We start from the raw sequence: 15,006 nt of genomic DNA on the forward strand, positions 1-15,006 counted from the left end.
AGTTTCCCATAGGGTGGGGGTAGGGGATATTTTTAAGAGATTTACTAATGCTTTTATCCACACCGATAAAAGGGTTTTTTTACAATTTTTGCTGGATATTGCTGTTTACGAACTTCTATTAATAGTTTGCTACCTATTTTGGAATGTTCTATTGGTACATAGGCTAGAGCAATAGCCTTATTTAATGTTGGAGACCATGTTCCGCTAGTGATTTTTCCTATAGAAATCCCGTCATCAAAAACTTGATAACCTTTCCGAGCAATTGCTCTACCTTCTAATTCTAAGGCAACTAGTCGTTGTCGCACCCCGTCTTTTGCTTGTTGTTCAAGAACATCTCTTCCGATAAATTTTGTAGGCATTTCAAGATGCACTATCCAACCTAATCCAGCTTCAAAAGGTGTTGTTTTGGTATCCATATCATTTCCATAAAGATGCATTCCTGCTTCGAGACGTAATGTGTCACGTGCCCCTAATCCGCATGGTTGAATGCCCTTATTAATTAGGTCTTTCCAGAATATTTGACCTGCATCAGCAGACATAAGAAGCTCAAAGCCGTCTTCTCCCGTATAACCTGTACGAGCAAGAAAAATCGAACAATACTTAGATTTACTAATTCCTTCAAATTGAATTTTTGTGTGACCAAAGCGAGGGAGATTACTTAGAGATTGATTTAAATATTCTTCAAGAATCTTTTGTGATTTTGGCCCTTGTAATGCTATTAGGACTCCATCTTTCTTTTCATCAGATATTTGAATATTGGCTGGTTGTAGATATTTCTCCAGCCAAGCTATATCAGCATCACTGGAGGCTGCATTAATGACTATTAACAGTGATCCTTGATTATTATTGTTACCTAGGTCATAAATAATCAAGTCATCAATAATGCCTCCCTTTTCGTTTAGTAGCACTGTGTAACATGCTTCTCCTGGGCCAATTCGATTTAAGTCTGATGGTACAAGTGATTGGAGAGCGTCTTTAGGGTTTTGCCCTTCTAGGCGCAGAATCCCCATATGTGAAATGTCGAATAAACCAGCTTCATTCCTTACTGCTTCATGTTCTTTAATTAGTCCAGAAAATTGAATGGGCATTTCCCACCCTGCAAAGGGCATGATTCGACATCCCTCCTTTAGGGATTGTTCGTAGAGAGGAGTACGTTTTAATTCCATCGTTTATGTGATTGATTGGTCGATGCTTGTTGGTGGTTCGCAGAAGCGGAAGGAAAGTGAGAGATTTTTAGTTGAAATGGCTGAATTCAAGAACCGTAACTAAGGTGGGTTACTTCGCGGATTATGTATGTCCACGAAAGAATGCTGTAGAACCTGTCACCACTGTCTTTCCTTCCCAGGATCTACTGGAAGTTGGTGTCGACTGAGGAAAATTAAAGTTCATCCTGACATTGCTCCTTTTGCTGTTTGTCATCACTGGACAAAGAGAGCACCTTCATTGCCAAAATTTGATGAAAAATTTAGTGAGGTTTGTACTGATAGGCAACTTGAGTTTGGGCGTGCATTGGTTTCTATTGATAATTAAAAGAGTTTTCATTTTTAAGCTCGTTTAGGTGCAAGTACTCAGAAGCATTACTAAGCTTCTGGTTGCTTTTGCTGCAAGGATGCTACTGATTCCAGAATGATCCAGTTGAGGAGATAATTCCACTATGTCAGCGGCTACGAGATTATGTTTTTTTAGAACGTCGATTATTGCAGCAAAATCTTGCCAAAAAAAACCTCCAGGCTCGGGAGTGCCAGTTCCAGGCATGATGCTGGGGTCGAACCAATCTAAATCAACAGTTAGATAAATTGCTTTGCCTAGGTGCGGCATTAATGCTTTTTCTAGATAAGTTGCTGGTTGACCATGTATATGTGGTATGAGTTGGTTTTGGTCTTTCAGCTCTTGAAATTCCTCGCGGGTACCACTTCGAATTGCTAATTGGAATATTTGTTTACTGGGAAGAACTTCGAGACAGCGACGCATTGAACAAGCATGACTATGGGTGCTACCTAACCATTCTTTTCGTAGGTCAGCATGTGCATCAAGTTGCAATAGGATTAGGTCAGGGTTTTCCTGAGCAGTTGCATTGACAGCTCCAACACTTATGGAATGTTCACCTCCGAGTATTAATGGTCGTATTCCTAGAGCTAATAGATATTGAGTCGCTTTATTGACTTCATTGACAACTGCTTCAGGGGCTCCATATGGAATTTTTAATGAGCCAAAATCGGCGAATGCCAGTGATTCAAGATCAAGATCTAATTGAGGACAATAAGTTTCAAGGCTGCTGCTTACTTCTCTAATTGAAGATGGGCCAAAACGAGCACCTGGTCGGAATGATGTAGTGCCATCATATGGAACCCCAAAGATGCCAACTTTGCATCCTTTGGATATGCGATTGGCACCCATAAAAATGGCTCCTTCAGTGTTGAAGGATGCGTTGCAGTGCACTTCTTGATAAGTCATTTGTGTAATTCTCTCTCAATAAAGGCAGGTATCGCTTCAAAGGCTCCTTGTTGCCACCGTGGGCTCCAAATTTCACATTGATTGGATACTTGTTGGACTCTTTGTGAAAATGGACTTTTATAACGGGGACTATCTGTACTGGCAAAGGTCCAACTCCACCACCCGCTTGGATACATAGGAACTGATCCATAAAGGGGGTCAGCAAATTCAAAGATTCGACGAATTAATTGCACAGTTTCTATATGGATTTGACGAAATGCCTCTGGAGATTCGCTTTGAGTTGCAAAAACCCCACCAGGACGAAGTATTCGTTTGCAATTTTTGAAAAAGGCTTGATTAAACAAACCCTTCGCAGGTCCTGTTGGGTCTGATCCATCCACAATTACAACGTCATAGGAGGCATCTGCTGCGTTTGCAACCCAAGTAATGCCGTCGTTGATGTTGATTTGGAGACGTGGATCACTCCACGCATCACCACCAAGGCTTGGTAGATACTTTTGACTTAATTCCACTACACGCTTATCAATTTCTACCATTGCCAAGTGCTCTATTCCTTTATGGCGAAGACACTCTCTTGCCGTTCCCCCATCGCCTCCACCAATTATCAAAATATGATTGAGATGTTTCGCACTACATAGTGCTGGATGAACTAGGCATTCGTGATAATGCCTTTCTTGATGCTCTGCAGTCATCCAACGCCCATCTAGCAAGAGTCCTTTTCCATAACGCTTGCTTTCTATTAATGTGATCCTTTGATGTCGGCTGTTTTCATCAATTAAGACTTTTCCGTTAAGTCCATATCGAACTCCTTCGTGATATTCATCAATCCAGTCGTTAAAGGTTGTTGGTAGTGATGCCATGTAAAGGAGAATACTTATTTATCTATTTAGCTCAAATTTGTTTAAGTTGGAAAGTCGCTTGAGTGAATCGTCAAAGGATGATCAAAGTAGTGTGGCTTGAATAGCTATATCGAGATATTATGAGGATCTGTAGAAACTTGGCTTGGTAGGTTTTAAGTTTAAGTGACTCGATTAAATAAATAATTTGTTTGATACAAGCGTAAGCCTTTATTGTCTTTTATGATTGACTAATGCTTTCTTTTGAGATTTTCCAAATCTCTCTCAGCTCTTTTAATGAGTATTTTGAGATTTCCTTTGCCAGAGTTGATTCAATGAATGAAAATCGTTCTAAAAAACGTTTATTGCTTCTTGCAAGAGCCTCTTCTGGGTTGATTTTATTATGATTAGAGATGGTTATAAGTGTGAATAATAGATCGCCTAACTTTTCTTCTGCATGAGTAACTTTTTTTGTCTCCAGAGTTTCTTTTAGGTCTATTAACTGTTTATTAACTTTCTCCCAAATGCATTCGAAGTTGTTAGATTCGAACCCGAGCTTAGTTATTGTTTGAGAAATTTGCATCGACCCACTAATTGCTGATTGGGAACGAATTCTCTTTTTTAAATCATCACTTATGCTTTGTTTAGGTGTGTCTAATTTTTTTTCTTTTATTTTTATTGATTCCCAAATTTTTCTAACCTCTTCTATGTTATTTGCTTTTTGATTGCCAAAAACATGAGGATGACGACGGATTAATTTTTGGCTGATACTCTTTGCAATATCTTCTAAACAGAATCGTTGACCTTCTTCTGCAATTTGGGCATGTAAAACAACTTGCAATAGTAAATCTCCTAGCTCTTCCTTTAAATTTTCTTCGTTTTTATGGCGTATTGCATCTGCAACTTCATATGCTTCTTCGAGTAAGTATGGGATTAAAGATAAATGCGTTTGCTCTATGTCCCATGGACACCCTTCTTTTGGTGAACGTAGTTTGGCTACAATATCTTTTAGCTCAATAATGGCATTTGCTGATTGAATAGGCTTTTCGAAATTCATAATTGAAGCTTTAAAAGGCTTTTCTTAGGATTCATAACTTTATTTCCACCATCTCTTTGGTAATGGATCACCATCTTTCATTAGGTGAAGCCAAGCACTAGCTTCTAGTCCAACTAAAACCATAAGACTCTGTTTAGGGTTGTGTTTGATTAATTCGCTGAGCCAACGGATTGTTTGTTTAGTGTCAGTAAATCCTAAAGAGTGCAGTAACAAAAGGATGACAGTCGTGATAGCAAGTAAATAAGCCACTCTCAAGAATGTTCCAATAACAGGGCTATGGGAAAGTATTGAACGATGTGAAATGGCCTTTCTATATGGCCACCACAATCCTTGAAGGATGCCCCAACGCTTTAGTGGGATTGATTTTGTATCAAGATCGGGCGAAAGCCAAAGGCCTCCAATGAAAAAGGCTGTTCCACTAATTAGTCCGCTTTCTAGGTCGATTACCAGGGCAATCGTGAGAGCAAACGGTGCTGCCCACCACCTTGTGGATGTGTCGTGTTCCTTACCGGAGGCCATTGCTTTTTAATTAGATGCTGCTGAGAGGAACTCGGTGGGGCAGAATTGTGGTAATGGGCGATTAGCTCAGCGGTAGAGCGCCTGCCTTACAAGCAGGATGTCCCTGGTTCGAACCCTGGATCGCCCATTCCTTTTGATAAGCACATTGCCATGAAAAAGGGCATAAGTCTGATTATTACTTCCTCAGCTGCTGCAGAGTTAGGTCGTCAGGCTTCTTTTGCAGGGCAACCTGGTGCTATGCATCTTGATTTGTTAGAAGATACCTGTGATGAAGGTTGGCTTCATATACGGTTGCAACCTGGTCAAAACAATGGAATACCAGTAGCTCGTACTGATGGGGTAACGCTATATGCTCCTGTTGAGCAATTAGATCTATTAAAAGGTTTAAGGCTGAATTATTACGGTGATTTAAGTGGTGGAGGTTTTTTAATTAGTCCTCCTGAAGGGTCTGAATGTTGTGCATGTGGAGCAGGGTTTAGATTGTTAGCAGGCAGGAAAGGAAAGAAAAATAATTAACACCTGTCATTAAAGGATTTTATACAATAAGAAAAACATAAAAGATTTAAAAACTCATATGTCAATTACAGACTGGCTTTAACACGTTCATTATATTGCCATTAAAGCTCGTAAGTTGAGGTTGAATTATCGCTTGTCCCAATATTGTTTTATGTGAAATGTTAGTCCTCAGGAAAGAGCAAAGCAGCTAGTTCATCTGAGTCCACGTCGTAAACACGCGCAAGACTGGTTTCAATAGCGCTCGTGACTTCACCAGGAAGAAAACGCATAGCATTGAGGGCATCATCAGCAATCTCATCTGTTAAAAGCGTTTCTCCGCCTTCTAACTTTTCATCATTAATGATTGCCATCACCCAGCTTTGATAGGCATACACCAGATCGGAAAATTCGAGTTCGGGGTCGTTTAGATCCATGATTATGGGTAATGCCAGTTTTAAGGCAATTCCACTCTGACTTTAAGTCGTGAAGATGTCTGTTATGGAAAAATCACAGCAAGCTGATATTCAGGCCAAATTATTTGATTTTGCCCTGGATGAATTGGTTCTACAACAAAGAGATAGTTTCAAACCTCTTTGGACTTTGGATAGTTGGGTGAAATTTCTGATTTGGATGACGCTGAATGTTGGTTTATCTGGAGAAAGAGGGAGTATTGAGCAGTTTGTGGAAGCGTTGGGATCTCCTTTGACGGCTCGTATGCGAAGGATTTTTTTCGAGAGAGTTGCTTATAATTTTTCCTTGAAGGTAATGGCTGACCCTTCTGAATCGAGGGTATTGGTTATGCCTATTAATTCTTGTTCCATCACTCTCGAGCAGGCTGAGCAGCTTCTAGACCAGTTGGGGTTGATTGAAAGAGTCGAGCTTGATCAAACTTGTTGGGAAGAGTTGGATGCTGTGATTGCTATACCTTGGAAATCAATTGAGACAGATGATTGATTTGGAAATTTTTTTTAAACAGTGTTTTGCGAGCATGGTTTTGAATATTCTTCAATTTTGTTTTGACTGAGTTGGACGGATCGGCCGCTTCGCGTAAGGCATCCGATGCCTTGCCTAAGACATATGACTCTGCGGGGACAGAGCGTCGTTGGCAGAGGGTATGGGAAGAAACAGATGCCTTTCATCCAGATGCAAATAGTCCTGGACAGCCTTTTTCGGTGATGATTCCGCCACCAAATGTGACAGGCAGTCTCCATATGGGGCATGCATTTAATACTGCCCTAATTGACACAATTGTCAGATTTCAGAGGTTGCAAGGGAAGAACGTTCTTTGCTTACCAGGTACCGATCATGCCTCAATTGCGGTGCAAACTATCCTTGAAAAACAACTAAAAGCTGAGGGTATTAGCCCAGAGCAGTTAGGACGAGAAGCCTTTTTAGAGCGTGCTTGGTCTTGGAAAGCTGAAAGTGGCGGTCGAATAGTTGATCAGTTACGACGTTTGGGTTTTTCGGTTGATTGGCGAAGACAACGTTTCACTCTTGATCAAGGGCTTAGTCAAGCAGTTTCAAAAGCTTTTGTTCTTTTACATCAGCAGGGTTTGATTTATAGAGGTGAATATCTTGTCAATTGGTGTCCAGCTTCTGGGTCGGCTGTAAGTGACTTAGAAGTTGAGATGAAAGAGGTTGATGGACATCTTTGGTATTTTCGCTATCCACTTACGAGTGGTTCAGTGAGTAATGGAACTACTTTTCTTGAAGTGGCTACTACTCGTCCTGAAACCATGCTGGGTGACGTAGCTGTTGCAGTGAATCCTTTAGATGAACGTTATAGCCATCTCATTGGTCTGTCCGTTACTTTGCCGCTGGTTGGACGTGAAGTACCTATTGTGGCAGATGAACATGTTGATAAAGCTTTTGGTACGGGTTGTGTCAAGGTCACTCCAGCACATGATCCAAATGATTTTGCGGTAGGGCAACGTCACAAATTACCTCTCATTACCGTCATGAATAAGGACGGCACTATGAATAAGAACGCTGGACGTTTTGAAGGTTTAGATCGTTTTGTGGCTCGTAAGGCTGTAGTTGCTGCTTTAGAGGATGAAGGCTTTTTAGTGAAAGTAGAGGAACATTCTCATAGTGTGCCGTATTCAGAGAGAGGTAAGGTTCCCGTTGAGCCATTGCTTTCGACTCAATGGTTTGTTCGCATGGAGCCGTTAGCCTCTAGATGTCGAGGATATTTAGTTAAAGGAGAACCTCGATTTGTTCCTGAGCGCTGGGAGAAAGTTTATAGCGATTGGCTTACTGATATTCGTGATTGGTGTATAAGTAGACAGTTGTGGTGGGGGCACCGTATTCCAGCTTGGTTTGTTGTCAGCGAGACAGATGGGAAGATAACGGATAAGACTCCATATGTAGTTGCCTCATCTGAAGATGAGGCATTTGTGCAAGCTCATGATTTATATGGGGAGACTGTTGACCTTTGTCAGGATGAGGATGTTTTAGATACTTGGTTTTCAAGTGGACTTTGGCCTTTTTCTACATTGGGTTGGCCTGATGAAAATAGTGAGGATTTGGACTGTTGGTATCCCACGAGCACGTTGGTCACAGGGTTTGACATTATTTTCTTTTGGGTGGCGAGAATGACCATGATGGCTGCTGTTTTTACTGGGCGCATGCCATTTGAGGATGTCTATATCCATGGGTTAGTTAGAGATGAAAAAAACCGAAAGATGAGCAAAAGCGCAGGTAATGGTATTGACCCGTTGTTGTTGATTGACCGTTATGGCACAGATGCGCTTCGCTTCGCTTTAGTTCGAGAAGTTGCTGGTGCTGGCCAAGATATACGTTTGGATTATGACCGGAAGAAAAAGACTTCGGTAACTGTTGAGGCAGCTAGGAATTTTGCTAATAAATTGTGGAATGCCACGAGATTTGCATTGATAAATCTTGGTAGTGAACCAACTGAAAAGTTGGGTGAATTAGACCCCAAAACTTTGCAGTTGGCTGATCGTTGGATTTTGTCTCGATTAACTCGAGTCAAAGCTGAGAGTGCAAAGCGTTATAAGTCATATGGTCTTGGTGAAGCGGCAAAGGTTTTGTATGAATTTGCGTGGAATGATTTTTGTGATTGGTATTTAGAATTGATTAAGCGTCGACTTAATCCAGTAGAAGTTGATCAAGAAATCGCATTAGTGGATCAGATAACAGCTCGAAAAGTTTTATTCAAGGTTTTGAGTGAGTATTTAGTATTGCTGCATCCATTGATGCCACATTTGACTGAGGAGCTTTGGCATGCCCTCACTGGTGCACCTGAGGCAAAATTGCTGGCTTTACAACCTTGGCCTGAACTTGATGAGTGCTATTTGGATGATGAACTTGAGACATCTTTTTGCGATTTATTTGCCTCTATTCGCTTGGTGCGAAATCTTAGAGCTGTAGCAGGGTTGAAGCCTTCTCAAGAAGTGCCGGTTCGTTTTATTACTTCTAAGAAAGAGCTAGCCGTAACGCTTCAAAAGGCCACAATGGATATTAAGGTTCTTACCCGTGCAAACAGGTTGGAAGTTCTATCACCACAAGAAGCAAATTTACAATCATCTGTAAAAGCTCTTGCAGGAGTTAGTGGAGAATTGGAGGTTCTTTTGCCTATAGAGGGCTTGGTAGATCTTGATGACTTACGAGCTCGTTTGCATAAGGATCTTGCTAAGGCTGATAAAGAAATTATGGATTTATCTAGTCGTTTAGCTAATCCTAATTTTTCTGCAAAAGCACCAGGTAATGTTGTATCTGAATGTAGAGCCAAGTTGTCTGAAGTCCAAGTGCAGGCTTCTTTGGCTCGTAGACGTTTGTCTGATTTAGATTGAATGAGTTATTTACATAATGTTTGATTCAAGTTTTTGGTTGGAGCAATTTCTTCCTTTTTTGCAAACTCCAATAGGAGGAGCAATATTTATTCCTCTATATGCAGTTTGGGTAACGTTTTTGTTGCCAGGAGTGTGGGCTTCAATGCTTGCAGGTGCTCTTTATGGGATTTGGGTGGGAAGTTTCTTAGTGTTTTTAGGAGCGTGTATCGGAGCAGAAGTTGCTTTTCTTCTTGGCCGCACTTTGTTACGTGACTGGGCTCAGCGTCGTCTTGCTAAACGACCAAAATTGCAAGCAGTTCAAAAAGCTGTCAGTCGGGATGGATTGAAACTGGTTTTGCTTACTCGGTTGTCTCCTGCCTTCCCGTTCAGTTTGTTGAACTTTGTCTATGGTTTAAGCGATGTTAGTTTCCGTGATTACACAATTGGCTTGATAGGTATTTTGCCTGGAACTATATTGTTTTGTGGCCTTGGTTCAATAGCTGGAGATATTGCTCGATTTAATCAGGTTCTTTCAGGTAGTCAAGACTTTTATTCTTCTGTTCTACGTTTAGTAGGTTTACTTGCCACATTATCTGTTGTTTGGTTGGTTTCTCGTGCGGCTAGACGCGCTCTTCAGGATTCCTCAGAATTGATATCTTGATCTGGATTTGTAAGATTCCAATCTCTGATTGCTGCAAAAATTATGAACCATCCGAGCCTTATGCGAGCCAGGACGCCTTTTTGAGTTTCTAACTCTGCATATTTAGCTCTCCCGCAAGGAGTTTTAATCCAAGAATAAATTTTAGGGGGAGTCATTAATTCAAATAACTACATATTAGAGATGTTTTCGAGGGAGAGCAGTTTCTTTAATTCAGATTCGTTGATAATTGTTATACCGAGCTCTATCGCCTTTTTGAGTTTGCGTCCCGTTTGTTCTCCAGCTACTACATATTCAGTATTTGTGCTGACTGATGAGGTTACTTTTCCCCCTTCTCTTTCTATTAGAGATTTGGCTTGGTTTCGACTAAGAGTGGGTAATGTTCCTGTCAGTACGAAAGTTTTTCCTTTTATCTGATTAGACAGGGCATTTTTTTGAATTGAATTTATTGTTCTTTCTTCTTTAGTCGTAGCCAATGAAAATCCCAATTGTTTTAAATGTCTAATTAATTCTTGATTACTTGGATTTGAGAACCATTGTTCTAGAGATTGAATGATTTCGCTCCCTATGCCATAAATCGGCTGAATTAATTCAGGTGATTTGCAGATTGTGGCTGCTAGTTCTGAAACATTTGGGAAAGCATTAGCCAGTGCTTTCGCATTGGTTTCCCCAATGTGATGTATTCCAAGACCATAGAGTTGTTTGTGCCAGGGTTGCTTTTTAGATTCAGATAGTGCAGCGATTAGATTCTCTGCAGATTTTGGACCCATCCTTTCAAGACTGATTAGTAGCGAAATATCTAGTTCATAGAGGTTGGCAATCGATTTAACTAGGCCACGGCGGACTAATTGTTCTATAAGCTTCTTTCCAAGGCCTTCAACATTCATGGCTTCTTTACTGACCCAATGGCTGAGGGCACCTCGAAGTATTGCTGGGCAGCTTGTATTTATGCAGCGAGTGGCTGCTGCATTTTTAGCTCGAATTAGCTTGGACTGACATTCAGGACAGTGCTCAGGTAGTTGTACTTTTTTTGCGTTAGCAGGCCGTAGTTCTTGTAGAACACGAACTACTTCTGGAATTATTTCGCCAGCTTTCCGAATAATAATTGTGTCTCCATCGTGTAAATCTATTGCTGCCAACCGATCTGCGTTATGTAGTGTCGCCCTACTGACTGATGTCCCCGCGAGTGAAATTGGTTGGAATTCAGCTACTGGGGTTACTGCACCAGTTCTTCCTACTTGATAGGTGATTTTTACTAGTTTGCTTGGTGCTTCTGCTGCTGGGTATTTGAGTGCTATTGCCCAACGAGGTGCTTTTTGTGTAAATCCTGCTTTTTGTTGTAGGTCAAAGTTATTGAGTTTGATTACTACTCCATCTGTTGCATAAGCCAGGGTTTGCCTTTGAGTTTCCCACTTGGAGAAAAAGGTCTGCACTTCATAGAAATTTTTGAGAAGTTCAGTGTTGGGATTGACTTTGAAACCCACAGCTTTGAGAAATTCCAGTGCTTGCCATTGTTCGGTTGGCGTGCAGAAATCCTTTTCTTGAGCTGTCCATTTTTCTGGTAAATGAATTGAGTAAGCAAAGAAGTCCAGGTGTCTTGATGCAACTACTTTTGGATCTAATTGGCGCAAGGTACCTGCACATGCATTTCTAGGATTTGCAAATAGATTTTCGCCTTTGATTTCACGATCTTTGTTGATTGCAGAAAACTGTTGATTTGGTAAAAATGCTTCTCCTCGGACTTCTAACCATTGAGGTGGATTGTTTATTTGTAAAGACAGAGGGACGGAAGTAATAGTTCTTACATTTGCTGTGATTTCTTCACCTTGAGAACCGTCTCCTCTGGTTGCTGCTTTTACAAGAACTCCATTGGAATAGCTTAGTGCTAGAGCATTTCCATCAATTTTGAGCTCGCCAACCATTTCCCAATGTGAGCTTTCTACGTTATTTTTTTGCCTTTGCTTAACTAATTTTTGAAGTTTTGAATACCAGTTCTTTAACTCTTCGAGGTTAAAAGCATTATCAAGACTAAGTAAAGGTATTCGATGTTTGGTACTTTCAAACCCTTTTTCAGCTTTTTCTCCGATGCGTTGAGAGGGGCTATCAGGTGTAATTAATATTGGTTGCTGTGCTTCAAGATCTAGTAGTTCTCTATACAGACGATCATAGATGGAATCCTCCATGAATGGTGCATCCAGCACGTAGTATGCATGCCCAGCTTTATTAAGGAGATTGCGTAACTCTTCAGCACGTTGAATTAGTTCAGTTAATGATGAGGACACCGAAGAACTTCTAAGAATTTTTAATTACTGCTGAGCTTCAAACTTTAACGATGCGATCTATACGCCAGTTCTCCTCAATTTTTCTGAAAGTAAAATCTAAGGGCAATTCATTTTGTTTGTCTTCGGATTTGAGCTTTAACGTCAAAATGATTTGTTTATCTTCTATTCGAGGTCGACCTGATTTTAAATTTCTGTATTTGTTCAGCTGTAAGCCGGCTAGAAACTTTAAGAAATCCTGTCTGCTGACATGTTGACGATAATTTTTTGAAGTTAGGAGGTAAGCCGCATCAATTCGGCCTTCAGCTATTTGGTTGAAGAATTTTTTCACCAGTGGGTTGATGCCTCTTGCGCTGATAACAAGCTTTAAAGCATTTACTGTCCAAAAGACTAGGAGTCCGGCAGCTCCAACCAGTAGTGATTTGGTTCCGATCTCCTTTAGTAGTGCCCCATCCATTTGATTAATCCAACTGATTAGTGAGTCTGACTTATTAACTGAAGAAACGAGAGACTTTCAGAGATAGTAATTGTTCGCCAGACTTAAATTGTTTTAGGCAGGGCATTGCCCAGCTTGTATTAATGCCATTGGTGCCACTTTTACCATTGTTTCATTATTTCAATCGAGAACACTTTGAAGAGGCGTTAACTCTTGGATCGAAACCAATGGTGTCTGTGCGATGGAGTGATGGGCGCTTGCGAAAAACAGCTGGCTTCTATCGTCGAACACAAAAAATAAGTGATAGGTATAGATCTGAGATTGTTCTGTCTCGCCCTCTTTTGGAAAACCTGCCTCAATCTGCTACTGAAAGTACTCTTTGCCATGAAATGATCCATGCATGGATTGATTTGGTTTTAGGTGTTTCAGAAAGCCATGGTCCCAACTTTCATGCGCGTATGGATGCAATTAATTCCACTCAAAAAAGGTTTCATGTGAGTGTCCGCCACAAATTTCCTGTTCCGGTTGATGTGCCTAAGTGGTGGGCTGTGTGCCCCAGTTGTAGCAACCGCTTTCCGTACAAGCGCCTTTTGCGTGGTGCGGCTTGTAAGCAATGTTGTAATACTTACCATGGCGGCAATTGGCATCCGAGTTGCTTACTTAGCTATGAACCTGCTTCTAATGAGGGTTAAATGGATATATTTTTTTTTGTGCTAGAGATAAGCGGGCTTTCGATTGCTTTTATTGGGTGCCAACGAGAGCATTGGTTGCAAAGTAGGCGTCGCTAGTTTTTTCAATGGATTCAAGCCGGCCAAGTTACAAGCGTCAGAGCTTTAGACAGCCTTTAGATCGTCGTGTGGACAAATGGATTGAGACGGGGCGCCAGTTTGTTGATGGAGTAGCTGGTAATAGACCTGGTATACGTCGGCGCAATTCAATAGGATTTACAGGTGCGAATTTAGAGAAGGTTGGACGATGGGTTGGTGAGAAGGTTGACTGGTTTCTTGAAGATGAGGATAGTTGGTTAGAGCCTTGGCAAACAGAGTCTCAGATGACCTCTTCCAGTGGTAAGAAACCTTTAGATGCAATTTCTCGGAGAGTTCCAAAGGCTAGCTCTCTTTCTTTTAAAGAATCTCAGGACAACTTCGATAAAGATTCTTGGCCAGAACCATCTTCTTTTCGTCTAGAAAGATGGCAACGTGGTCGAGTTAATGATAATAATGATTCTCAAAAGGTTGTGGAGAAGAGGCGCGAATCAGGAAGGTCAGAAAGGCGTCCTTTGCCTAGGTCAAGTCGAAGACGATAATTTTTTGCTCTATGCAACTCTTTTATGATTCTCTATATCAGGACGCCACAAACCTTCAATGATTTTTAGTTTGTGAATATTGGTGGTCTTTTGATTAGACTTATAAAATTCATAACTTTCTTTGTAGTTATTAAGCGATAAATAAATATCAGGAGTTAATTCGTTCATAAGTTTAAGAGGCAATTGATTCATAGTCTTCAGTGACAAATCCTTGTATTAATTCAAAAGCAATATGTTCTGAAGAAGCTTCACTTGCCTTCCAATATCTAATTAATAGCTGAAGTTCTTTAACCCTTGCTTCAGCAGCTTGGATCTTTTGTGTAGTAGTCATTAGAGCAAGAAGCTTTTAAGGTAGTGTTTGCTTGTCCTTGATTGGACTTGGCTCCCTTGTGTGAACTTTGTAGCTTGATTGCAAATTGGGAGGCGTGGAGTCAGATTTAGATTAGTGAGGGTTAACCAGTTGAAGCATGACGCTATGTCAGTAATTCATTAAACCTATAATCCGGCAACCATGAAAGTTGGCAAGTTGTCAAGCATAATTCTATTTAATATAGACATTATTTTTGGTTGATTTCTAGTTCTTTGCGAGGGGTGGGCCCAAGCCATCTTTCTAGTTGAGGACTAAAAACTTCTCGAATAACAGTTAGCTCTCGCTCCTGTCGAAAGAATCGATAATGCCTACTCCAGAAAGGACCTTTTTGTTGAAACTCTGATTCCAGCCAGTCAGCTTTTACTAACGCCAATCCATCCACTTCACGAAAAAGCTCTGATCGTCCTTGAGTAAGACTTTTCCATATTGGTAGCTCTTTGTTTTTAAGGTGTAATTCGGCTTCTTTGTGGTTCCACCAGCTTTCTGCCCAGGCAAGAGTTTGAGAATTGCATGTAAGCCATACCTGTCGCCTTAGTAATGGAGGAGCTAGCTCTTTTGTTTCTATTGGAGCACCTTTGTTTGGTGAAGATTCGTATGCCATTGCAATCAACTTTATTTGGACTTCATGCCCAGTTAGAAGATGCAGATGACGAGTTGGACTCCCATCGCCTAGCAGCATGAGTTGCCATGGGCCTGGTAGTTTTTGTGGACCTTGACCATAAAGGACAGCATTGGTAGGGGCTTCCCAAACTGGTTTAGGTGAAATAAGTAGTGAATTATTCAGGAGTCACCTCCTAAAATG

The 15,006-nt window shown here is 40.9% G+C and carries 17 protein-coding genes and 1 tRNA gene; 8 read left to right on the forward strand and 10 right to left on the reverse strand.

Annotated features, from left to right (window positions below):
• Positions 1-53: 53 nt before the first annotated feature.
• Positions 54-1,166, reverse strand: a complete 1,113-nt coding sequence (gene gcvT / locus SOI82_RS06980; protein WP_320666732.1) for a glycine cleavage system aminomethyltransferase GcvT — start codon at positions 1,164-1,166, stop codon at positions 54-56.
• A 127-nt stretch (positions 1,167-1,293) separates the two neighbouring features.
• Here gcvT and SOI82_RS06985 point away from each other — a divergent pair, with 127 nt between their 5' ends.
• Positions 1,294-1,530, forward strand: coding sequence for a metal-binding protein (locus SOI82_RS06985; protein ID WP_320666733.1), 237 nt, complete (start codon positions 1,294-1,296; stop codon positions 1,528-1,530).
• Positions 1,531-1,554: 24 nt separating this feature from the next.
• Here the strand turns inward: SOI82_RS06985 and speB are convergent, their stop codons facing one another.
• The 4 genes from speB to SOI82_RS07005 form a co-directional block, all read right to left on the reverse strand.
• Positions 1,555-2,454, reverse strand: a complete 900-nt coding sequence (speB, locus tag SOI82_RS06990; RefSeq protein ID WP_320666734.1) for an agmatinase — start codon at positions 2,452-2,454, stop codon at positions 1,555-1,557.
• Entirely contained in the window at positions 2,451-3,314 is an 864-nt protein-coding gene (gene speE, locus SOI82_RS06995) for a polyamine aminopropyltransferase (protein WP_320666735.1), read from the reverse strand. The genes speB and speE overlap by 4 nt, the downstream gene beginning before the upstream one ends.
• A gap of 217 nt (positions 3,315-3,531) precedes the next feature.
• Positions 3,532-4,347 carry a nucleoside triphosphate pyrophosphohydrolase gene (gene mazG, locus SOI82_RS07000; RefSeq protein WP_320666736.1) on the reverse strand — a complete coding sequence of 272 codons (816 nt, stop codon included), beginning with the start codon at positions 4,345-4,347 and terminating at the stop codon, positions 3,532-3,534.
• A 39-nt stretch (positions 4,348-4,386) separates the two neighbouring features.
• Positions 4,387-4,866: a metal-binding protein gene (locus SOI82_RS07005; RefSeq protein WP_320666737.1), complete on the reverse strand. Its 480-nt coding sequence runs from the start codon at positions 4,864-4,866 to the stop codon at positions 4,387-4,389.
• A gap of 55 nt (positions 4,867-4,921) precedes the next feature.
• Here SOI82_RS07005 and SOI82_RS07010 point away from each other — a divergent pair.
• A tRNA-Val gene (locus SOI82_RS07010) sits at positions 4,922-4,993 on the forward strand.
• A gap of 23 nt (positions 4,994-5,016) precedes the next feature.
• Positions 5,017-5,382 (forward strand): AIR synthase, encoded by a 366-nt coding sequence (locus tag SOI82_RS07015; RefSeq protein WP_320666738.1) that lies wholly within the window; start codon positions 5,017-5,019, stop codon positions 5,380-5,382.
• A gap of 161 nt (positions 5,383-5,543) precedes the next feature.
• On the opposite strand, the gene SOI82_RS07020 is transcribed toward SOI82_RS07015, so the two are convergent.
• Positions 5,544-5,801, reverse strand: coding sequence for a hypothetical protein (locus SOI82_RS07020; protein WP_320668374.1), 258 nt, complete (start codon positions 5,799-5,801; stop codon positions 5,544-5,546).
• Between the two features lie 58 nt (positions 5,802-5,859).
• Here SOI82_RS07020 and SOI82_RS07025 point away from each other — a divergent pair, with 58 nt between their 5' ends.
• The 3 genes from SOI82_RS07025 to SOI82_RS07035 all read left to right on the forward strand — a co-directional run bounded on the left by SOI82_RS07025 (position 5,860) and on the right by SOI82_RS07035 (position 9,816).
• The gene (locus tag SOI82_RS07025) at positions 5,860-6,315 is read left to right on the forward strand and encodes a protein phosphatase (RefSeq protein WP_320666739.1); all 456 of its coding nucleotides are present in this window, start codon (positions 5,860-5,862) and stop codon (positions 6,313-6,315) included.
• 62 nt (positions 6,316-6,377) lie between these two features.
• Complete coding sequence (locus SOI82_RS07030) at positions 6,378-9,176, forward strand: valine--tRNA ligase (RefSeq protein WP_320666740.1); 2,799 nt, start codon at positions 6,378-6,380, stop codon at positions 9,174-9,176.
• 16 nt (positions 9,177-9,192) lie between these two features.
• Positions 9,193-9,816: a TVP38/TMEM64 family protein gene (locus tag SOI82_RS07035; protein ID WP_320666741.1), complete on the forward strand. Its 624-nt coding sequence runs from the start codon at positions 9,193-9,195 to the stop codon at positions 9,814-9,816.
• A 167-nt stretch (positions 9,817-9,983) separates the two neighbouring features.
• On the opposite strand, the gene ligA is transcribed toward SOI82_RS07035, so the two are convergent.
• Both ligA and SOI82_RS07045 read right to left on the reverse strand, forming a co-directional pair.
• Positions 9,984-12,095 carry an NAD-dependent DNA ligase LigA gene (ligA, locus tag SOI82_RS07040; RefSeq protein WP_320666742.1) on the reverse strand — a complete coding sequence of 704 codons (2,112 nt, stop codon included), beginning with the start codon at positions 12,093-12,095 and terminating at the stop codon, positions 9,984-9,986.
• A 37-nt stretch (positions 12,096-12,132) separates the two neighbouring features.
• The gene (locus SOI82_RS07045) at positions 12,133-12,549 is read right to left on the reverse strand and encodes a hypothetical protein (protein ID WP_320666743.1); all 417 of its coding nucleotides are present in this window, start codon (positions 12,547-12,549) and stop codon (positions 12,133-12,135) included.
• A 122-nt stretch (positions 12,550-12,671) separates the two neighbouring features.
• Between SOI82_RS07045 and SOI82_RS07050 the strand changes: the two genes are divergently transcribed.
• Entirely contained in the window at positions 12,672-13,220 is a 549-nt protein-coding gene (locus SOI82_RS07050) for a SprT family zinc-dependent metalloprotease (RefSeq protein ID WP_320666744.1), read from the forward strand.
• 104 nt (positions 13,221-13,324) lie between these two features.
• Positions 13,325-13,834 (forward strand): RNA helicase, encoded by a 510-nt coding sequence (locus tag SOI82_RS07055; protein WP_320666745.1) that lies wholly within the window; start codon positions 13,325-13,327, stop codon positions 13,832-13,834.
• 172 nt (positions 13,835-14,006) lie between these two features.
• Here SOI82_RS07055 and SOI82_RS07060 read toward each other — a convergent pair whose 3' ends face one another.
• Both SOI82_RS07060 and SOI82_RS07065 read right to left on the reverse strand, forming a co-directional pair.
• Positions 14,007-14,165, reverse strand: a complete 159-nt coding sequence (locus SOI82_RS07060) for a hypothetical protein (protein WP_320666746.1) — start codon at positions 14,163-14,165, stop codon at positions 14,007-14,009.
• 226 nt (positions 14,166-14,391) lie between these two features.
• On the reverse strand, positions 14,392-14,988 hold the full coding sequence (locus SOI82_RS07065; RefSeq protein WP_320668375.1) for a chorismate lyase: 597 nt from the start codon (positions 14,986-14,988) through the stop codon (positions 14,392-14,394).
• Positions 14,989-15,006 lie beyond the last annotated feature (18 nt).

This window comes from Prochlorococcus sp. MIT 1307, assembly GCF_034092395.1.
Lineage (GTDB): Bacteria > Cyanobacteriota > Cyanobacteriia > PCC-6307 > Cyanobiaceae > AG-363-K07.